15 protein-coding genes are annotated in these 20106 nt (G+C 60.9%); 10 read left to right on the top strand and 5 right to left on the bottom strand.

Annotated features, from left to right (window positions below):
- Positions 1-147: 147 nt before the first annotated feature.
- The 3 genes from clpB to rluD form a co-directional block, all read right to left on the bottom strand.
- Positions 148-2712 (bottom strand): ATP-dependent chaperone ClpB, encoded by a 2565-nt coding sequence (clpB, locus tag ACWPW1_RS18535; protein ID WP_059316086.1) that lies wholly within the window; start codon positions 2710-2712, stop codon positions 148-150.
- Between the two features lie 130 nt (positions 2713-2842).
- Positions 2843-3574 (bottom strand): peptidoglycan editing factor PgeF, encoded by a 732-nt coding sequence (pgeF, locus tag ACWPW1_RS18540; RefSeq protein WP_059316087.1) that lies wholly within the window; start codon positions 3572-3574, stop codon positions 2843-2845.
- Positions 3571-4530, bottom strand: coding sequence for a 23S rRNA pseudouridine(1911/1915/1917) synthase RluD (rluD, locus tag ACWPW1_RS18545; protein ID WP_059316088.1), 960 nt, complete (start codon positions 4528-4530; stop codon positions 3571-3573). Before rluD ends, pgeF begins: the two co-directional genes overlap by 4 nt.
- Before the next feature lie 188 nt (positions 4531-4718).
- Here rluD and ACWPW1_RS18550 point away from each other — a divergent pair, with 188 nt between their 5' ends.
- Positions 4719-5744: an outer membrane protein assembly factor BamD gene (locus ACWPW1_RS18550; RefSeq protein ID WP_271652945.1), complete on the top strand. Its 1026-nt coding sequence runs from the start codon at positions 4719-4721 to the stop codon at positions 5742-5744.
- 107 nt (positions 5745-5851) lie between these two features.
- Here ACWPW1_RS18550 and ACWPW1_RS18555 read toward each other — a convergent pair whose 3' ends face one another.
- Positions 5852-7474 carry an NAD+ synthase gene (locus tag ACWPW1_RS18555; RefSeq protein WP_454253642.1) on the bottom strand — a complete coding sequence of 541 codons (1623 nt, stop codon included), beginning with the start codon at positions 7472-7474 and terminating at the stop codon, positions 5852-5854.
- 131 nt (positions 7475-7605) lie between these two features.
- Here ACWPW1_RS18555 and ACWPW1_RS18560 point away from each other — a divergent pair, with 131 nt between their 5' ends.
- The 3 genes from ACWPW1_RS18560 to ACWPW1_RS18570 are packed head-to-tail and all read left to right on the top strand — an operon-like array spanning position 7606 to position 10755.
- Positions 7606-7854 carry a PP0621 family protein gene (locus tag ACWPW1_RS18560; protein ID WP_271652947.1) on the top strand — a complete coding sequence of 83 codons (249 nt, stop codon included), beginning with the start codon at positions 7606-7608 and terminating at the stop codon, positions 7852-7854.
- Entirely contained in the window at positions 7838-9412 is a 1575-nt protein-coding gene (locus ACWPW1_RS18565) for a sensor histidine kinase (RefSeq protein WP_271652948.1), read from the top strand. Before ACWPW1_RS18560 ends, ACWPW1_RS18565 begins: the two co-directional genes overlap by 17 nt.
- 2 nt (positions 9413-9414) lie before the next feature.
- A complete protein-coding gene (locus ACWPW1_RS18570; RefSeq protein WP_313649422.1) occupies positions 9415-10755 on the top strand; it encodes a sigma-54-dependent transcriptional regulator in 1341 nt (446 codons plus the stop codon).
- On the opposite strand, the gene thiO is transcribed toward ACWPW1_RS18570, so the two are convergent.
- Positions 10756-11859 carry a glycine oxidase ThiO gene (thiO, locus tag ACWPW1_RS18575; protein WP_454253643.1) on the bottom strand — a complete coding sequence of 368 codons (1104 nt, stop codon included), beginning with the start codon at positions 11857-11859 and terminating at the stop codon, positions 10756-10758.
- Positions 11860-11951: 92 nt separating this feature from the next.
- Here thiO and ACWPW1_RS18580 point away from each other — a divergent pair, with 92 nt between their 5' ends.
- From ACWPW1_RS18580 to ACWPW1_RS18605, 6 genes are all read left to right on the top strand, one after another.
- Entirely contained in the window at positions 11952-12458 is a 507-nt protein-coding gene (locus ACWPW1_RS18580) for a GspH/FimT family pseudopilin (protein ID WP_313648299.1), read from the top strand.
- Positions 12459-12573: 115 nt separating this feature from the next.
- Positions 12574-13083, top strand: coding sequence for a GspH/FimT family pseudopilin (locus ACWPW1_RS18585; RefSeq protein ID WP_313648300.1), 510 nt, complete (start codon positions 12574-12576; stop codon positions 13081-13083).
- Complete coding sequence (gene pilV, locus ACWPW1_RS18590; RefSeq protein ID WP_313648301.1) at positions 13080-13586, top strand: type IV pilus modification protein PilV; 507 nt, start codon at positions 13080-13082, stop codon at positions 13584-13586. Before ACWPW1_RS18585 ends, pilV begins: the two co-directional genes overlap by 4 nt.
- 3 nt (positions 13587-13589) lie before the next feature.
- The gene (locus ACWPW1_RS18595; RefSeq protein WP_454253644.1) at positions 13590-14360 is read left to right on the top strand and encodes a PilW family protein; all 771 of its coding nucleotides are present in this window, start codon (positions 13590-13592) and stop codon (positions 14358-14360) included.
- Complete coding sequence (locus ACWPW1_RS18600; RefSeq protein WP_454253645.1) at positions 14357-14905, top strand: pilus assembly PilX family protein; 549 nt, start codon at positions 14357-14359, stop codon at positions 14903-14905. Before ACWPW1_RS18595 ends, ACWPW1_RS18600 begins: the two co-directional genes overlap by 4 nt.
- A 17-nt stretch (positions 14906-14922) precedes the next feature.
- The gene (locus tag ACWPW1_RS18605) at positions 14923-20058 is read left to right on the top strand and encodes a PilC/PilY family type IV pilus protein (protein ID WP_454253646.1); all 5136 of its coding nucleotides are present in this window, start codon (positions 14923-14925) and stop codon (positions 20056-20058) included.
- Positions 20059-20106 lie beyond the last annotated feature (48 nt).

Below are 20106 nucleotides of genomic sequence, written 5' to 3' on the forward strand. Positions count from 1 at the left end.
CCCCGCTTACCGTAAAGCCCTTCAGGCTTTGCCGTAAGTGAGGTGCGCCATTTTACGGAAGTAGAAACAGACGTCAACACCTAGCCTGCTGTTTTTTCACAAATTTATGTAGAAAGCCGGACGACCCTGAAGTCGTCCGGCGTTTTCCTAGGCAAAGACGATCTCGTCATCCTCCACACTGCCCTGAATCCGGCTGCCCGGCGCGAAAGCGCCAGACAGGATGCGCTGGGCCAGCGGGTTCTCGATCCAGCGCTGGATAGCCCGCTTCAGCGGACGCGCGCCGTAGACCGGGTCGTAGCCCACCGCGACCAGCTTGTCCAAGGCCTCGGGTGTCAGTTCCAGCTGCAGATCGCGCTCGGCCAGTCGCTGCCGCAGGTGCTGCAACTGGATCTCGGCGATGCCGGCGATCTGTTCGCGCCCCAGGGGCTCGAACACCACTACCTCGTCGATCCGGTTGATGAACTCGGGGCGGAAATGGCTCGCTACCGCATCCATCACCGCCGCGCGCTGGGCGTCGGGATCGCCGACCAGTTCCTGAATCTGCGCCGAGCCCAGGTTCGAGGTCATGACGATCACCGCGTTGCGGAAATCCACCGTCCGGCCCTGGCTGTCGGTCAGACGGCCGTCGTCCAACACCTGCAGGAGGATATTGAAGACGTCCGGATGGGCCTTCTCCACTTCGTCCAGCAGGACCACCGAATAGGGTTTGCGCCGTACGGCCTCGGTCAGGTAACCGCCCTCCTCATAACCGACATAGCCGGGCGGCGCACCGATCAGCCGAGCCACGGAGTGCTTCTCCATGAACTCGGACATGTCGATGCGCACCATGGCGTCTTCGGTATCGAAGAGAAACTCCGCCAGCGACTTGCATAGCTCGGTCTTGCCCACCCCGGTCGGACCGAGGAAGAGGAAGGAGCCGCTGGGGCGATTCGGATCGGACAGCCCCGCCCGCGACCGGCGCACGGCATTGGCCACCGCGGTGACCGCCTCGTCCTGGCCGATCACCCTATTGTGCAGGGCGTCTTCCATGCGCAAGAGCTTGTCGCGCTCACCTTCGAGCATCTTGCTGACCGGGATGCCGGTCCACTTGGAGACCACTTCGGCGATCTCGTCTTCGGTGACCTTGTTGCGCAGGAGCTGGTTGGCCGGTTTCTCGTGCTGGTCGACCATCTGCAGGCTGCGCTCCAGATCGGGGATGGTGCCGTACTGCAGCTCGGCCATGCGGTTGAGGTCACCCTTGCGACGGGCCGCCTCCAGCTCGATGCGTGCCTGTTCGATGCGCTGCTGCAGCTGGGCAGAGTCCTGCACCTCGGCTTTCTCGGCCTTCCAGATCTCTTCCAGGTCGGCGTATTCCTGCTCGAGGCGAGCAATGTCTTCGTCGAGCTTTTCCAGACGCTTGCGCGCGGCCTCGTCCTCTTCCTTCTTCAATGCCTGGCGTTCTACCTTGAGCTGGATCAGCCGGCGGTCCAGACGATCCAGGGCCTCGGGCTTGGAATCGATCTCCATGCGGATGCGGCTGGCGGCTTCGTCGATCAGGTCGATGGCCTTGTCCGGCAGCTGGCGATCGGTGATGTAGCGATGGGACAGCTTGGCCGCGGCGATGATGGCGCCGTCGGTGATGGCTACCTTGTGGTGTACCTCGTAGCGCTCCTTGAGGCCACGCAGGATGGCAATGGTGTCTTCTTCGCTCGGCTCGTCCACCAGCACCTTCTGGAAGCGCCGCTCAAGGGCCGCGTCCTTCTCGATGAACTGGCGGTACTCGTCGAGGGTGGTGGCACCGACGCAATGCAGCTCGCCACGGGCCAGGGCCGGCTTGAGCATGTTGCCGGCATCCATGGCGCCCTCGGCCTTGCCGGCGCCGACCATGGTGTGCAGTTCGTCGATGAACAGGATGATGCGGCCTTCCTGCTTGCCCAGTTCGTTGAGCACGCCTTTCAGACGCTCCTCGAACTCGCCGCGGAACTTGGCACCGGCGATCAGGGCACCCATGTCCAGTGCCAGCAAACGCTTGTCCTTGAGGCCGTCCGGCACCTCGCCGTTGATGATGCGCTGGGCCAGGCCTTCGGCGATGGCGGTCTTGCCGACGCCAGGCTCGCCGATCAGCACCGGGTTGTTCTTGGTCCGGCGCTGCAGGACCTGGATGGTGCGGCGGATCTCGTCGTCACGGCCGATCACCGGATCGAGCTTGCCGTCCTCGGCGCGCTTGGTGAGGTCGACGGTGAACTTGTCCAGGGCCTTGCGGCTGTCCTCGGCATTGGGGTCGTTGACCGCTTCGCCACCGCGCAGGTTGTTGATAGCGTTCTCCAGCGCCTTGCGCGAAACGCCCTGCCCCAGCAGCAACTTGCCGAGACGGGTGTTCTCGTCCATGGCGGCGAGCAGTACCAGTTCGCTGGAGATGAACTGGTCACCCTTCTGCTGGGCCAGGCGATCGGCCTGGTTGAGCAGACGCGCCAGGTCCTGGGAAAGATTCACGTCGCCCGTGGGCGTCTGGATCTTGGGCAGTTTGTCCAGCTCTTCGGCCAGGGTCTTGCGCAAGCTGGCGAGATCGAAGCCGACCTGGCGCAGCAGCGGGGAAATGGAACCACCCTGCTGTTCGAGCAGAGCGGAGAACAGGTGTAGCGGCTCGATGGCCGGATGGTCATGGCCGACGGCCAAGGACTGGGCATCCGCCAGGGCGAGCTGCAGTTTGCTGGTAAAACGGTCTATACGCATGGGCAAGGTCCTATCTGAAACGCGGGACAGCGCGGCAGACGGCGCTTTCGATTACCCGCGGGAATGACCTTTAGATAGGGGCGATGCGTAACGATTCAAGCCAATGAGGCTTGACATCCCGAAAAAAGACCTAGGGATTGATCCAGATCAGGCTGGCGAAGCGACCCGTGCGAGGGGCACGCCGATAGGAGAAGAAGCGCTGGTGATCAGCGAAGGTATCGAAGCCGCCGCCATATACCGCGGTGATGCCCTGGGCAGCGAGCCGCAGGCGAGCCAGGGCGTAGAGATCACCCAGGTACTTGCCTCCGCCTCGCGCCATGAAGCAGCGTTCCGCCTCGGCGTGCTGGGCGATGAAAGCCTCGCGTACCTCGGCGCCCACTTCGAAGCTGGCCGGACCAATGGCCGGGCCCAACCAGACCAGCACCTCGGCGGGCGCTACCTCCAGGCTGGCGGCGGCAGTTTCCAGTACGCCACCGGCCAGACCGCGCCAGCCGGCATGAGCCGCCGCGACGCGCGAGCCATCGCGGCGACAGAACAACGCCGGCAGGCAATCCGCGGTCATCATGGTCACGGCGACGCCGGGCGTCTCAGTCCACGCGGCATCGGCGCACTGCACCCGAGCCGGATCGGCCTCGACCACGTCGGTGCCATGCACCTGTTCGAGCCAGGCCGGCTGGCAGCCAAGCGCCTCGCCCAGGCGCCGACGATTTTCCGCGACTGCCGCCGGATCGTCGCTGACGTGGTTACCGAGGTTGAAGCTAGCGAAAGGCGGCTGGCTGACACCACCGGCACGGGTGGTGACACAGGCCTGGACGCCGACCGGCGCCGGCCAGTCCGGCCGCAGCCAGTCAGCGCCTGTCACTCGAAGGACTCCCGGTCCTGGCGTAACAGATCGAGCAGCCAGACCAGATCTTCCGGCAGCGGCGATTCCCAGCGCAGACGCTCGCCGGTCACCGGATGATCCAGTTCGAGAAAGCGGGCATGCAGGGCTTGGCGCGGAAACTCGCGCAGGGTCTTGATCAGGGTCGGGTTGGTCGCTGGCGGAATCTTGAAGCGACCGCCATAGACCGGATCGCCTACCAGGGGGAAACCGACGTGGGTCATGTGCACGCGGATCTGGTGGGTCCGGCCGGTCTCCAGCTTGACCCGGGTATGGGTATAGGCGCGGAAGCGCTCCAGCACCCGGTAGTGACTGACGGCGGGCTTGCCACCGGCGATCACCGCCATCTGCTGACGCCGCTGCGAATGCCGACCAATGGGGGCATTGACCGTGCTCCCGGCGACGATCACCCCGGCGACGATGGCTTCGTAGATGCGGCTCACCGACCGCGCCTGCAGCTGGGCGACCAGGTGGGTATGGGCCTCCAGGGTCTTGGCCACCACCATGAGACCGGTGGTGTCCTTGTCCAGGCGATGGACGATACCGGCGCGCGGCACGCTTTCCAGTCCCGGCACATGGTGCAGCAAGGCATTGAGCAGGGTGCCATCGGCGTGGCCAGCGGCCGGATGCACCACCAGCCCGGCCGGCTTGTCGAGCACCAGCAGGTGATCGTCTTCGTAGACGATGTCCAGCTCGATGTCCTGGGCAACCCACTCGCCCTGGGCTTCGCGCTCGGCACGCAGTGCCAGCTGGGCCCCGCCGTGCACGGTGTCACGTGGGCGCAGCACGGCGCCATCGACGGTCAGGCTGCCATCCTTGATCCAGGCGGCGAGACGCGAGCGGGAGTGTTCGGCGAACAACTGGGCAGCGACCTGATCGAGGCGCTGGCCACCAAGTTCGTAGGGGACTTCGGCATTGAGAACGATGGATTCGGACATGGATCTGCGCGGGCAATGGCGGGGCTTTTGGAATCGGCCCGACCCTGTGGTTAAATACGGCGACTTTTTTGCCCCGGCATTCCGGGTCGATCATCATAACAGGACGGTTCCGGCCCCGTCACAGGCTAGGTGAGTGCCTTCCGCCCTCATCCCTGCACCGCCGACCGTTTCGGGGAATCCAAGCCGCCATGCAATTGAAGCACCTGCTGCTGGTCACCAGCCTAGTCCTCACCGCCGCCTGCTCCTCGAAAGCGCCCGAGGTTCCGGAAAACATGCCGGAAGGCGAGCTCTATACTCAGGCTCAGCGCGATATCTCCAACAGCAGCTACACGGACGCCATCAGCAAGCTGAAGGCCCTGGAGTCGCGCTATCCCTTCGGTCGCTATGCCGAACAGGCCCAGCTGGAGCTGATCTACGCCAACTACAAGAATGGCGAGCCCGAGGCAGCGCGCACGGCGGCGGATCGCTTCATCCGTCTGCATCCGCAGCACCCTAATGTCGACTATGCCTACTACATGAAGGGCGTGTCTTCCTTTGAACAGGACCGCGGCCTGCTGGCGCGCTTCCTGCCGCTAGACATGACCAAGCGTGATCCAGGCGCGGCGCGTGACTCCTTCAATGACTTCGCCCAGTTCGCCAGCCGCTTCCCCAACAGCCGCTACGCGCCGGACGCCAAGGCGCGCATGGTCTACCTGCGCAACCTGCTGGCGGCCTACGACGTGCACGTCGGCCACTACTACCTGACCCGCAAAGCCTATGTGGCCGCCGCCAATCGCGGCCGCTACGTGGTCGAGAACTTCCAGGGCACGCCGTCCGTGGGTGACGGCTTGGCGATCATGACCGAAGCCTACAAGCACCTGGGTCTCAACGACCTGGCGGCCACCAGCCTGGAAACCCTCAAGCTCAACTACCCGGACAACGTCAGCCTCAAGGATGGCGAATTCCAGCTGCGCGAGCCGGACGACAAGGATCAGCAGCGCTCCTGGCTGACCCGCGCGACCCTGGGCCTGATCGATCGCCCGAGCGATCCGCTGCCGCCCGGTGAGACCCGTGCCAGCCAGGACATCCAGCGCAAGTACCAGGAAGAGCGTGACAACCTGGCGCCCGAGCTGCGCATCGTCGACCCGGCCGAAGCCGAGAAGGCCGGTGGCGCGACGCCGGCTCCGGCCAAGCGTTCCTGGTTCAGCCGCCTGACCTTTGGTCTGTTCGACTGATCCAGCACCAGACGTGAAAAAGGGGAAGCCAGTGGCTTCCCCTTTTTATTGCGTCAGCTTCTGATCGTGAAGACTGACGCCGGATCAGAAATCCGGCGCCACGTATCCTAGTCGCCTATCCGCCAGCCCGAGGTGATGGGATAGCGCCGGTCACGACCGAAGCCGCGTTCGGTCACGCGCGCCCCGACTGCCGCCTGCCGTCGCTTGTACTCGTTGAGATCCACCAGGCGAAGCACCTTGCGCACCATTTCCTCATCGAAACCGGCGCCGACGATATCCACCGCCGACAGATCCTGCTCGACATACAGCCGCAGGATCTCGTCGAGCACCGGATAGGGCGGCAGCGAATCCTCGTCCTTCTGATCCGGCGACAGCTCTGCCGACGGTGGCCGGTCGATCACCCGCTGGGGAATCACCTCGCCATGGCGATTACGGTACTCGCAGAGGCGGAATACCAGGGTCTTGGGCACGTCCTTGAGCACATCGAAGCCACCGGCCATGTCGCCATAGAGAGTGGCATAGCCCACCGCCATCTCGCTCTTGTTGCCGGTAGTGAGCACCAGATAGCCCTTCTTGTTGGAAATGGCCATCAGCAGGTTGCCCCGACAGCGCGCCTGTAGATTCTCCTCGGTGGTGTCCCGGCCGAGCCCGGCGAATTCGCCGGCGAGGGTCTGCTGGAAGGCCTCGACCATGGGTGCGATGGGCAGGACGCTGTAGCGCACCCCCAGCGCCCGGGCCTCGGCCTCGGCGTCTTCCAGGCTGATCTGGGCGGTATAGTGGTAGGGCATCATCACCGCCTCTACCTGCTCCGCGCCCAGGGCATCCGCAGCGATCGCCAGCACAAGGGCCGAGTCGATGCCGCCGGACAGGCCCAGCACCACCCCCTTGAAACCGTTCTTGCGCACGTAGTCGCGCACGCCGAGCACCAGGGCGTCATAGACGCTGGCCTCCAGCGAGGCCTGCGGCGCGAGCTCGGCGGGCTGCGGCTTCAGGCTCCTGTCGAAGACCACCGGATAGAGTCCCTCGACGAAGGCGAGTGCCCGCTGGCTGACCTGGCCCTGGGCATCCACCACGAAGGAGTGGCCATCGAACACCAGTTCGTCCTGGCCGCCCACCTGATTGACGTAGACCACCGGCATGCCGCCTTCGCGGGCACGTTCGCCTACCACGGTTTCACGCTCCAGCTGCTTGCCGCCGTGGAAGGGCGAGGCGTTGAGGTTGAGCATCAGCCGCGCCCCGGCCGCTCGCGCCTTGGCCATGGGCTCGGCGAACCAGATGTCTTCGCAGATGGTGACGCCGATGGACACGCCCTGGTAGTCGAACACCGCGGCGCTGTCGCCCGGCTCGAAATAGCGCTTTTCATCGAACACCCGATAATTGGGCAGTTGCTGCTTGCGATAGAAGGCCAGCTCGGCGCCGTCACGATAGACCGCACAGGCGTTGAAGCGGCGCCCCTCCTCCAGCCAGGGAAAGCCCACCAGCACATGGATGCCGGCGATCTCCTGACGAATTCGCTGCAGACCCTGCTCGATCCGGCGCTGCATGCTCGACCGCAGCAGCAGGTCTTCCGGCGGATAGCCACACAGCGACAATTCCGAGAAAACGATGAGATCGCCCTGCCACCGATCACGGGCCTCATGGGCTGCGGCGATGATCCTTTCCACGTTGCCGTGGATGTCGCCGACCTTGAGGTTCAATTGCGCCATCACGACCTTCAGCAGCTGACTCATGCACTCTTCCTTGCCCGATTTATCCCCACATTTTCCCGCATGCAGCGAAGCGGGACAATCGATGCCATAGGGGGCTCACCCGCTGCGGCGGCCCTGCTAAACTTCCCGTTCCTTCACGCTGCGAGATCGCCATGGGTCTGCTTCGCCTGCTGTTGTGGCTCGTCCTCCTGGGCGCGCTGTTCTGGATGATCAGGCGCTGGTGGCGCGGCAAGACGCAGACGCCGGCCGGCAAGTCGCGTCAGCTGCCGCCCCAGGCCATGGTGCGCTGCGCCCATTGCGGGGTCCATGTGCCCCAGGAAAGAGCCCTGGCCGATGGCGAAGGCCAGCGCTGGTATTGCAGCGCCGAACATCGCCGGTTGCAGCATGAGCAACGCAGCTGATCCAGGCATCCTGAGAGCCGACGCGGTCCTGCGGCTCTACCACCTCTACCGCATCGTCATCGGCCTGGCACTGGTGGTGCTGATCTCCAACGACCTGGATCAACACTGGCTGCGCACCGTTGATGGCCACCTGTTCCGCCAGGCCAGCTGGGCCTATCTCGCCACCAATGCCGTGCTCGCGGTCGGCCATCGACTGCTGCGCGGTCGCGCCTTCACCCTGGCGTTGATCGATATTCTCGCCCTCGGCGGGCTGTTCTTCCTCGCTGGCGGCATCGCCAGCGGCATGGGCAGCCTGCTGGTAGTGACCGTCGGGGTGTCCAATGTCCTGATCCGCGGTCGACGCGGCCTGCTGATCGCTGCCCTGGCCGCCATCGCCCTGCTGCTGGCAACCGGCTATCTCGACCTTCGCCGCGGCGACAGCGGTAGCGGTTACGTCCAGGCGGCTGGCCTGGGCACCCTCTGCTTCGCCACGGCGCTGCTGGTACAGGGACTGGTCCGGCGCTTGCTGGACAGCCAGGCCCTGGCCGAAACCCGGGCCACCGCCGTAGCCGAGCTGGAGGCCCTCAACGCCCTCATCCTCGAGCGCATGCGCACCGGCATCCTGGTCTTCGATGCCGAATACCAGGTGCTGCTGGCCAATCCAGCAGCCCGTCGCCTGCTGGGCGTGGACGACGAAGACACCATCACGCCGCTGACCCTGGGGCTGGCCCAGCGGCTGGAAGAATGGGAACGCAATCCCAGCATCCGTCCCGCACCCTGGCGCGCCTATGCCAACGGCCCGCTGCTGCAACCCAGCTTCGCGCACCTGCAGCAGGGCGAGGGCGAGCGGGTTCTGACTTTTCTCGAAGACGTCTCGCGCATCGCCCAGCAGGCCCAGCAACTCAAGCTCGCCTCCCTTGGCCGCCTCACCGCCGGCATCGCCCATGAGATCCGCAATCCGCTGGGCGCCATCAGTCATGCGGCGCAATTGCTGCAGGAGTCCGAAGAGCTGACCACGCCGGATCGGCGACTGGCGCAGATCATCCAGGACCAGTCGCGGCGGATGAATCGCGTGGTGGAAAACGTCCTGCAGTTGTCCCGCCGCCGGCAGTCGGCGCCGCAGCTGATCGACCTGCGCTACTGGGCACACCGCTTCGCCGGTGAGCTGCGCCCTACCCTGCCCGCCGGCCAGACGCTGCACGTCAAGACCGAACCCGGCACCCTGCAGACGCACATGGACCCCCACCAGCTGGGCCAGATCCTGACCAACCTGGTGCAGAACGGCCTGCGCTACAGCTGCCAGAAGCACGGCATCGGCCAAGTCTGGCTGAGCACCTACCGCGACCCGGAAAGCGATCTCCCCATCCTCGAAGTGGTCGACGATGGGCCGGGGGTTGCCGCCGAACAGCTCGATCACCTGTTCGAGCCCTTCTTCACCACCGAGAACAAGGGGACCGGACTTGGCCTGTACATCTCCCGCGAGCTTTGCGAGAGCAACCAGGCCAGACTTGGCTATCATCCCTTGGCGAATGGCAGCTGTTTTCGCATCACCTTCGCCCATCCCCGCACAATGAGCTGAGCATGGCCCGACAGAAAGTCCTGATCGTCGACGATGAACCCGATATCCGCGAACTCCTGGAAATCACCCTGGGGCGGATGAAGCTCGACACCGCCAGCGCCAAGAACATCACCGACGCGCGAGCCATCCTCGAACGAGAAAGCTTCGACCTCTGCCTGACCGACATGCGCCTGCCGGATGGCTCGGGCCTTGAGCTGATCAATTTCATCCAGCAGCGGATGCCGCAATTGCCGGTGGCCATGATCACCGCCTTCGGCAGCCTGGAAACCGCCGTTCAGGCCCTCAAGGCCGGCGCCTTCGACTACCTCACCAAGCCGGTGGACCTGCCGCGTCTGCGCGAGCTGGTGGGCACGGCGCTGCGCCTGTCCGGCCCTACCCCGCCAGCACCCGGTGCCAGTGAAACCCAGCTGCTGGGCGAATCCCCGCCCATGCGCGCCTTGCGTGGGCAGATCGCCAAGCTCGCCCGCAGTCAGGCGCCGGTCTACATCAGTGGCGAATCGGGCAGCGGCAAGGAGCGCGTGGCACGCCTGATCCACGAGCAGGGTCCGCGCGCGGGTCGGCCCTTCGTGCCGGTCAACTGTGGCGCCATTCCTTCCGAGTTGGTGGAAAGCGAATTCTTCGGACATCGCAGGGGCAGTTTCACCGGCGCCATCGAGGACAAGCAGGGCCTGTTCCAGGCCGCCCAAGGCGGCACCCTGTTTCTCGACGAGGTGGCCGATCTACCGCTGCCGATGCAGGTCAAGCTGTTGCGCGCCATCCAGGAAAAGGCCGTGCGCCCAGTTGGCAGCCAGCAGGAAATCAGCCTGGACGTGCGCATTCTCAGTGCTACCCACAGGGACCTCGCCGCCGAAGTCTCCGCCGGCACCTTTCGCCAGGATCTCTACTACCGCCTCAACGTCATCGAGCTGCAGGTGCCGGCCCTGCGCGAACGTCGCGAGGATATCGGTGCCCTGGCCACCCACATGCTCGAACGCCTGGCACGGGATGCGGGGCTCGCCCCGGCCACCCTCGGCGACGATGCCCTGGCCAGACTCAAGAGCTATAGATTCCCCGGCAACGTGCGCGAACTGGAAAACATGCTGGAACGGGCCTACACCCTGTGTGAAGGCGATGTCATCCGCCCGGCCGATCTGCGCCTGGCCGACGCCCCAGCCGCCAGTGCCACGGGCGAGGCCAGCCTGGCCAACATCGCCAATCTCGAAGACCACCTGGAATCCATCGAGCGCCAGCTGATCATGCAGGCACTCGAAGAGACCCGCTGGAATCGCACCGCCGCTGCGGAGCGCCTGGGTCTCTCCTTCCGCTCGATGCGCTACCGCCTGAAAAAGCTTGGTATCGACTGATCAGCTCGCCGCCAGCCGCGTGCCTGGCGCATAGGGTGCCGGATCGATGATTGGCGTGCGTTCGGTGAGCAGATCGGTCAGCAACTGACAGGAGGCCGGCGCCAGCACCAGGCCGTTGCGATAGTGCCCGCAGTTGAGCCACAACCCGGGCAGCTCCGGCACCGGCCCAATGAAGGGCACGCCATCCGGCGACCCTGGCCGCAGTCCTGCCCAGTGCCCCACCGGCGCCTGGCCGGCCAGCGCCGGCAGCAACTCGGCGGCCGAAGCCTGCAGGCTGGTCAAGGCCTCGGCGGTTGGCGTCTTGTCGAATTCGGCGTGTTCCAGGGTGCTGCCGATCAGGATATGACCATCGCGCCGCGGTATAGCGTAGCGCCCCTTGGCCAATACCATGCTGGTCAGAAAGCCCACCGACTGGCGATACAGCAGCATCTGTCCCTTCACCGGCCGTACCGGCACCGCCAGCCCCAGACTCTGCAACAACTCGCCGCTCCAGGCCCCCGCACACACCACCACGGATTCGGCATGGATGTCCTCGCGCCCGGTCTGCACGCCAACCACTCGCTCGCCCTGGCGCAGGAAGCCGGTCACCGGCGCCTCGCTCAATAGCGTCACGTTCGGCATGCGCAGCAGGGCTTCGTGCAGGGAGCGCACCAGCCGGGGATTGCGCACATTGGCCACTCCCGCCATGAAGACCGCTCGCTCATAACCCGACCCCAGCACCGGCACCCGCCGCCGCACCTCCGCGACCGAAACTGCCGCCAGCGGCCGCACATTGCGCCGCGCCCAGTCCAGCGCCTCGGCCTCGTCGTCCAGGTTGAGCCAGTACAGCCCGGTGACCTCGACCTCGGGATCCACGCCCGTCTCCTGTCGCAACCGCTCGCCCAGCACCGGATAGAAATCTTGCGACCAGTGCGACAGCGCCGTTACCGCGGGCTGATAGCGCCAGGGATACAGCGGCGAAACGATCCCGCCGCCCGCCCAGGACGCCTCCCGTCCTGGCTCGCCCCGCTCGACCACTACCACCCGCCGACCGCTCAAGGACAGGTGATAGGCCGACATCAGCCCTATCGCGCCGGCTCCAATCACAGCTACATCAAAGATCACGTCATACCCTCATCATCTAGCCTTGACACTCTCTACCAATACGAGCAAAAAGTCCTTCCAGGACGGCGTCTACCTTTTTCTCAAGGATGAGAATGAAGAGAACCTCTGAACTCGGACTGAGCCTGTTCGAGATGCTTTTAATGCTAAGCATACTTGCCATTCTGGCCGCTGTAGCCGCGCCCATCGCCTCGGACTGGTTGGAGCGAATCCGTAATCAAGCAACGGCCAATACCCTCCTCAGGCATTTGCAGGCGGCCCGTACCTTGAGCATTGAGCGTGGCCATACCGTGGTGCTATGTCCGATTGATGAATCAGGATGTGGAGATAGCTGGGCACGCGGTTGGCAGGTGCGGGATACCGATACCGATGAGGTTCTGCTGCGGCAATCGGATATGCCCCCTGGCTTGAAGATCAGATGGAACCGGACGAGTGCCATTACCTACCGCCACAACGGCACCAGTGCTGGACTCAACGGCACTCTTTCCCTGTGTAATACGCATGGCAAGGAAATCTCTCGAATTGCCGTCAATAACCATGGCCGTGCGCGCCTGGCCAGACCAAAGGGTCGTCCCCTGTGCCTTGAGCAAGCGGCAGATTGATCATTCCGAAGCCGCGTAACCGGCCATCCAAGATCTCCTCCCGACCGTCCCTTCCCAGGCGACAGCTGCAGAGCTCGGCAAGAAACTAACCCCTGGCTGAGTATAGGAAGTCATCATGCATCGCGCCCATGCGCAGAAGGGATTCACATTACTCGAGATGTTGACGGTGGTGGCCCTGCTGGGCATTTTCGCAGCTATCGCAGTACCGAGCTTTACAAGCCTCATCAACCAGACCCGGACCAGCAGCGTAGCGGATAATATATTTGGCTTGATCATGCATGCGCGATCAGAGGCGGTACTCAGGCGTGCAACCGTTTCCCTTTGTCTGTCTGATACGCAGTTGATATCGGTTCTCGGCTCCTGTGACGCTCCCAGCGCACAGCTGCGTACGATGTCTATCAGTCCGGCCCAGGTGAATGTCCGGGCAAGCCAGGCGAATCTAAGCTACTACGCCGACGGAACCACCAACGGCGACGTCGCATCCCGCGTCAGTTACTTCATCTGCCACGACCTAGAGGTGGCTTACGGCTACAAGATCGACATTCAACGTAATGGTGTGACCAGGCGTTACGCCAAGGGCAAGGCAGACGAAACGGGCAACGCGCTGGCCGCGTGCAAACCATGAGTAGGTCACTCATCAAGTCAGATGGTTTCAGCCTGATCGAAGTACTGGTGACTCTGGTACTCATCACGATCGGCGTGCTCGGCATGGTCGCACTCCAAAGCAAGTCCATCGCCTTTACTCAGGACACCACGCAGCGCAATACGGCAGCGATGCTGGCTCAGGACGCGCTCGAACTGATGCGCGCCCAAGGAAAGGTCTCTGAAAAGAAGAAAGGAGATGCTTTTACTGCCGTAGATAGCTGTACCAGCACGCCCAGTGAGGCGGACAAGCAATTGGGCTGTTGGTCCCAAGAAGCCGCTCGACTGCTTCCAGGCGTGGATGCGGACCTACTAACGAACGAATTTCAGGTGTGCAAAGCGAAAGCTGCCAAAACGTGCGATGCCGATGGCACCACAGTTGAGATCCAGTTGGCCTGGAGAGTCAGAAACGGAGAGTGTATGGATAGCCAAGATGCCGATGCGGACAAAGGCATCTGCCGTTATCGCTTGCGGTCGGAGCTCTAGGCCATGACCCACCATCAAAGGGGCCTTTCTCTTATTGAGCTTATGATTGCCTTGGTCATCAGTAGCTTTCTCATATTAGGCGTAACCCAACTCTATATCTCCAATAAGCGAAACTACCTATTCCAGCAGGGCCAGGCCATCAACCAAGAGAATGGGCGCTATTCGCTCTTGATGCTGGAGCAGCAGCTATCCAAAGCCGGATTCAGAAGACGTCCCTTTGTCGACGTCACCGTAGAATTTCCTGCGAAAGATTATAAATTTTGCAAGTTTTCAAGCGGAGAAGCGATCAACACCCCTGACAGCCAGACCCTGTGTATCAGATACAAACCCAGGGATACAGCCGAACTAGACTGTCTTGGCTATGGCGCATCCGATAGCGCAAACCTGAAAATACCCTATACCAGTACTACTGCGGAATTCGTCGAGCGCTACACCTTAACAAAGAATGCGGATGAGGACCTTCCCGGGCTAACCTGCCAGACCCCAAAAGGTATCGGCACTCTGATCGATGGCGTAGCCGATGTGCGATTCGACTTCGGGGCAAGCACCACTGCAAGGAAGGTTTCCAGCTACAGTGACAAACCAGCCTCTGGGCAACAGATCGGTGCAGTTCGTTATCGACTCCTACTCGCCAGCAGCAAGAATCTGGATACAGGCGTCAACCCTATCATCGCCAGCTGGAATGACCGCTACAAAACAGACTTCAAAGATGGCGATAGCCGTATCTACCAAATTGCCGGCAGCACCATCAGCCTGAGAAATCTGATGCCATGAAACGTCGCTCCCAAAAAGGCGCCTCGCTGCTGATCGCGCTGATCATGCTGATCCTCATCACGCTGCTGGCAGTGTCGAGCATCCAGGAAAGTACGCTGCAAACCCGGATTACCGGCAATCTGCTTGAAGAGAAGAATCTGCTTGCCGCCGCTGAAGCCGGTCTCCGCGATGCTGAACGCCGACTCAGTAAAAACGGCGCGCCCGATGGCTGTCCGAATCCTCTAACGCAGAAGCCTTGTATTCAGGGCTTCGTTCCTAGCACTGCCGATGGTTACAAAACCGACTTTGTCAGTAAGTCGCTGGCCTATGGAGATACCAGCAATCCGACAAAATTGGACAGAAACGTTCATTGGTACCTGCGTGATATTCCTCAGGGCGCCAATAGCAGCTGCAGCGATCCGGAGAAAAATGCCAGGGGTGAGGGCTGCGTGTCCTATTACGAGGTCAACGCTCAGGCTTACAAATCAGACGCCAGTTCAGCCGATGCCAAGCCTTGTTCGGTTGACGTGGTTTGCTTGCGAGCGGTGATCTCCAGGCAATTCTAGACAGCAGGGAATTGATAATGAAAACCTTCTTGGCGAGATCGCTGATAACCGTTGGCGCCCTAGTATCGCCTTTGCTGTCGAGTGCCGCGGATGATGTCAACGTGGCGCAAAGTCCTTTGTTCGTGACCGACTCCGTTCCGCCACTAAATCTCTTGGTAATGGGGCGTGATCACAAACTTTTCTATGAAGCCTACAATGATGCCTCCGACCTGAACGGCGATGGCATTCTAGACATCGGCTACAAGGGTTACAAAACCAAGGCCGACAAGGGCATAGATTACTACGGCTATTTCAACTCCAAGCTCTGCTATACCTATACCAGCAATCGCTTTGTTCCCACCGGTGTAGGCTCAGGTACCACAGGCAAGGAATGTACCGGTCAATGGAGTGGCGATTTCCTAAACTATATCGCCACTTCCCGTATGGATGCGCTGCGCAAGGTACTCTTTGGCGGCTATCGCAGTACCGATGACGCTACCACTACCGTTCTGCAAGGCGCGCACATTCCTCAGGACGCTCATACCTGGGGCAAGGAATATACCAGCGTTGCAGTTGATGGTTACGACATCAGTAAGTTCACACCGTTCAAGGCGCCGACTGTAGGTTATCGGCACTTGATAGCCGTGGCATCTCTGAGTGAAACCGGCGTTCCGCAAATGCGGGTGTTGACTAACGTCAACTTGCGGATTTGGAACTGGGTATCCATTGAACGCCCCGTGGGAGGCGATGAATGTGTCAATGCCAGCGGCGCTCGGATCATCTGTACGAATGCAGGCCCCAAGAACGGCTGGACGCTGATACCGCCTGAGACGTTTACAAACCTAAAGATTTCGACCTGGGCAAAGTCCAACAATACTCACCCCACCAATGCCGCCGGCATGACGACCCTGTTCAATACCGATGGGCAAAGCAGCAGACTGTGTGGATCAAAAGCCATCAGCAATGGCATCTACGCACCCGGTTCGAATAATAACCCTTTCAACGGCGCTGTAACCTCTGGAAAGCAAACATGCGGCAATGACTACTATATAACCGAAATTACCGGAACGATAAAAGTCGACACGACTGGCACCTATAAAATTTCTGTCGACGGCGATGATGCCGTTGAAGTAAAGCTGGGAGGCACCACAGTAGGTTGGTACGGCGGCCATGGTCCTCTTGACAGTGGCAGCGATGCTCACTCGGGAAGCATCAGCCTTCAAGCGGGCGTCAACTACGATATCGTTTTCCGCCACGAGGAAGTGGATGGCGGTGACTCCTGGGGATTGTATTGGCAAACACCGGCAGGCATACCCGAGAACGCCAAAAGGGTTGACTACAACGTCCAGGTAGAGGTGTGCCCTAATGACGTGGGCAATACCAGTAATTCCGCCCTACGCGAGAGCAACTGCCGCCTTTATCTTAAAGGAAACTACAAACCGACCGGCATCCTTCATGACTATGGCGAAACCGACAAGATGTATTTCGGCTTGCTGACCGGATCGTACAAAAACCACTTTTATGGCGGCGTGCTGAGATCCAACATCCAGAGCTTTGCCCGGGAGCTCACCCTAAGCACCGGGCAGTTTTGTCTCAATGGCAATTGTGGTGCTGGCAATGACGTCAGTGGCATAGTCGACACGATCAACAAATTCCGGACTGTTGGTTTCACCTACTACAATTCCAACGGCACGAACAACTTCCAGTACGACCAGGACAGCTGTGGTTACAACCGCAACCCTGCCAGCAACCTGGCAACCGACCCCTGCTATATGTGGGGCACACCTACCGCGGAAATGATGTATGAGGCGCTGCGCTACTTTGCTGGCGCCTCAGGGCCGACGCCAAGCTTCGCTTATTCCAAAACGACCACCACTCCTGATTCCAAGCTTGGACTTTCACAACCGGATTGGCTACCGCCCTATTCCAAAGGCAATGGCGGTTCTGGCTATCCGCGCTGCTCTGTCCCGGCCATGACGGTTCTGAGTGATATCAATCCCAATTACGATTGGAAACTGCCGGGCAGTCGCTGGGACAACACGACGGACGGCAGTGGTAATCCCAAATCCATCAGCGATCTCAACGTAAGCACCGAAACGGATGCAATCGGCGCCGCAGAGGGCCTGAACGATACCAAGGTCTTTATCGGCGAAACCGAATCAGCTGCCGACAGTGCACCCACGCAAAAAACGCTGACGACACTCTCTCGCGTTCGCGGCCTCGCGCCTGAAGAGCCAGGCAAGCAAGGCACCTACTACTCGGCTGGGATAGCCCGCTTTGGCGCCATGCACAACATAGGTGGCAGCAAGCCCTTGCTGACCTATGCGGTTGCCCTTGCTTCGCCTTTTCCCAAGATCGAATTTCCAGTTGGGGACAACAAGATCACTCTCGTTCCCTTCGCCAAATCCGTACAGAATCCGGGGCAGAATCAGTATCAGGCCACCAACCAGATCGCTGATTTCTACGTGCAGAAGCTAGCCAACACTACGACGGCAAATACCGACAGCACCGTCAACGGTGGCCGTCCCTATGCAGAGTTTCGGATCAACTGGGAGGACAGTGAAGAGGGCGCAGACTTCGACATGGACGCTATCGTCCTCTATACCCTCGCGGTCGCTCCCGATCCGAATGATGGTGGAAGGCTCAAGCTCAATATAACCCTAACCTCCGAATACGCTGCGGGCGGCGCCCAGCAGCACATGGGTTACACGATTTCCGGCACCGATAAGGACGGACTCTATCTCGAGGTCTGTGACCTAAGAGACGGCACCGTCAATAACGGTCAGAGAAGTGTATGTGATAGTCAGACCGCCTACCGTCTCAATACCCCGCCCAATCGGCCTGCTGGCTGGTGTATCGCCAACCTGGATAACCCCGAGTGCAAGGGCCTGCCGCCCACGGCAGTACGCCAATTCAGCGCGACCGGCGTAGGCGCCGGGGTACTCAAGGACCCGCTGTGGTACGCCGCCAAATACGGTACTACTGGCAACTGGGATACAGATGGTGATCAGGTGCCCGATAATTATCTCTTGGTGACCAATGCCCTTACGCTAAAGGACCAGTTGGCCAAGGCCTTCAACAGCATCGTTCAGAAGAACTCCTCCGTTACCCGCGTTACCGTTCAGGGCGGCCAGACCGACGATACCGGGCTGGGAAATCGGGTCGTCTATCGGACGTCCTTCAACGCCGATGGCTGGACGGGAGATCTGATCAGGGACACCTACAAGAGCGATGGCAAGACGATCAACTCAACCATCAGAGCCAACTTCTCCGATGGCCGTATCGTCAAGATGGCCGGTGCCGACGGCAAGAGCCTGCAAGATTTCTCTTATGAAAATCTCAAAGACAGAAGCTTCGACGGTACAAATCTTCGGGACTCGCTCGACAGTACGCCTTCTGGCAATAGGGATGGACAAGGCGCCGATCGGGTCAGGTTCCTGCTGGGCCAATGTACTTCTTCAGGATGCCCGAATTTCCGCACTCGAACCTCGCTGCTGGGTGACATCGTCAATTCCTCACCGGTCTTGGTAGGACCCGCTCAGTATCTAGCGTACCGGATCGGCAAGGTCGATGGGACGGCAGCCAGCTATACCGAATTTCAAAAGACTCAGGCCTCGCGACGTGCCCAGATCTATGTCGGTGCCAACGATGGCATGCTGCATGCCTTCGATGCGGCCACTTTAAAGGAGACCTTTGCTTTCGTACCCACGCCGGTCATACCCAATCTCAACCGATTGATGGCAAAGGACTACGGCACAGCCAATCTTGCCCACCATTACTATGTAGATGGGCCCATCACGGTCAGAGACGTCTACTTCAAGAGTGACAGTACGTGGCGCACGGTCCTGGTTGGGACGCTTGGCGGTGGTGGACGGGGCTTGTTTGCCCTGGATATCACGGATCCAGATCCTGCCAAAATCAAACTGCTCTGGGAGTTTACGTCCGATAGCGCAGCAACACTTGATGCAGCCACCAAGTTAAGCAACCTAGGTTATAGCTTCGGTAAGCCATCTATCGAGCGCCTACACGACGGTAATTGGGCGGCCATTTTCGGTAACGGCTACTACAGTGCCAACGCCAATAGCGGCAAGGCCATCCTCTACGCCTTGAAGATCGAAGACGGCACCTTGATAAAAGCGCTGGAAGCAAAGAGCCCCACCGGAGGCAGCAATGGCCTTTCTACGATTCAAGCCGCGGATTACAACGCGGATATCGTGACTGACGCAGCCTACGCAGGGGACTTGCTGGGTAACCTGTGGCGATTCGATCTGTTCAAGCCGACGTCAGCGGATACCCCCTTTGCCCGAGACAACGATGGTGCAGACAGTGCCAGAAGTTTCCAGGTAGCTTTTGGTGGAGCCCCGCTCTACCGTGCCACTACCAATGACCAGACCACGGGGTCTGGCGCCGGTAAGCCGCAAGCGATCACGGTGGCGCCCGTGCTGATTCAGCATCCCACCCTAACGGGCTATCTGGTCGCCTTCGGGACGGGTCGCTACCTGGGCGTCAATGACAAGGTCTCGCCCTTCGATGTTCAGACCGTTTATGGCGTCTGGGACCGCTGGACACTAGGTCAAACCACCACTAACAACATGGTGAAGACTCGAAACCGCTCATCTCTGCAACAGCAAACCCTCACCGCCGCCACCTACTCGAACAACGGCGTGACGAGAAACGTTCGGCTCCTTTCCGCCAACCCAATCAACTGGTACAGCGCGAGCGGTGAAACAGATGCCGATGTCGACAAATCCGGCTGGTATGTCGACCTCAAACTGGTTGGCAGCACGACGAATACCGGTGAAAGGATAGTGTTTCCGCTGCGTACCCTGGGTGACGCTCTGGTATTCACGAGCATTACACCCAACGCTGATCCCTGTTCCGCGGGCTTGGATAGCATCCTCTATGCAACAGATGCCAAAGCGGGGGGGCGAACCTTGCACAACGTTTTCGACCTCAACAATGACGGTCGAATAGATGGGGCAGACAGCCTGAGTTCCGGCTCCATTTCAGGTACGGATGGCACCATCGGAGATAACTCTCTCACCGGAACCCGAACGGGCAACACCAACCTCACCACGCTGATCTGTGATTCCAGCGGCAACTGCATTTCGGCCACGACAGGTCCTACAGCCAATGGACGTCAGTCCTGGCGGATGCTGCTTCCCGCTCAATAACAAAAAGGCCGCTACTCTTGGGAGCAGCGGCCTTTTTGTTTACCTGCT

This window comes from Pseudomonas sp. Marseille-Q7302, assembly GCF_965111925.1.

Coding starts and splice junctions, on each gene's coding strand:
- pilV (WP_313648301.1), top strand. CDS start 13,080: ATGAGTAGGTCACTCATCAAGTCAGATGGTTTCAGCCTGATCGAAGTA.
- ACWPW1_RS18595 (WP_454253644.1), top strand. CDS start 13,590: ATGACCCACCATCAAAGGGGCCTTTCTCTTATTGAGCTTATGATTGCC.
- ACWPW1_RS18560 (WP_271652947.1), top strand. CDS start 7,606: ATGGGTCTGCTTCGCCTGCTGTTGTGGCTCGTCCTCCTGGGCGCGCTG.
- ACWPW1_RS18565 (WP_271652948.1), top strand. CDS start 7,838: ATGAGCAACGCAGCTGATCCAGGCATCCTGAGAGCCGACGCGGTCCTG.
- ACWPW1_RS18605 (WP_454253646.1), top strand. CDS start 14,923: ATGAAAACCTTCTTGGCGAGATCGCTGATAACCGTTGGCGCCCTAGTA.
- ACWPW1_RS18570 (WP_313649422.1), top strand. CDS start 9,415: ATGGCCCGACAGAAAGTCCTGATCGTCGACGATGAACCCGATATCCGC.
- ACWPW1_RS18550 (WP_271652945.1), top strand. CDS start 4,719: ATGCAATTGAAGCACCTGCTGCTGGTCACCAGCCTAGTCCTCACCGCC.
- ACWPW1_RS18555 (WP_454253642.1), bottom strand. CDS start 7,474: ATGAGTCAGCTGCTGAAGGTCGTGATGGCGCAATTGAACCTCAAGGTC.
- ACWPW1_RS18600 (WP_454253645.1), top strand. CDS start 14,357: ATGAAACGTCGCTCCCAAAAAGGCGCCTCGCTGCTGATCGCGCTGATC.
- rluD (WP_059316088.1), bottom strand. CDS start 4,530: ATGTCCGAATCCATCGTTCTCAATGCCGAAGTCCCCTACGAACTTGGT.
- ACWPW1_RS18580 (WP_313648299.1), top strand. CDS start 11,952: ATGAAGAGAACCTCTGAACTCGGACTGAGCCTGTTCGAGATGCTTTTA.
- ACWPW1_RS18585 (WP_313648300.1), top strand. CDS start 12,574: ATGCATCGCGCCCATGCGCAGAAGGGATTCACATTACTCGAGATGTTG.
- clpB (WP_059316086.1), bottom strand. CDS start 2,712: ATGCGTATAGACCGTTTTACCAGCAAACTGCAGCTCGCCCTGGCGGAT.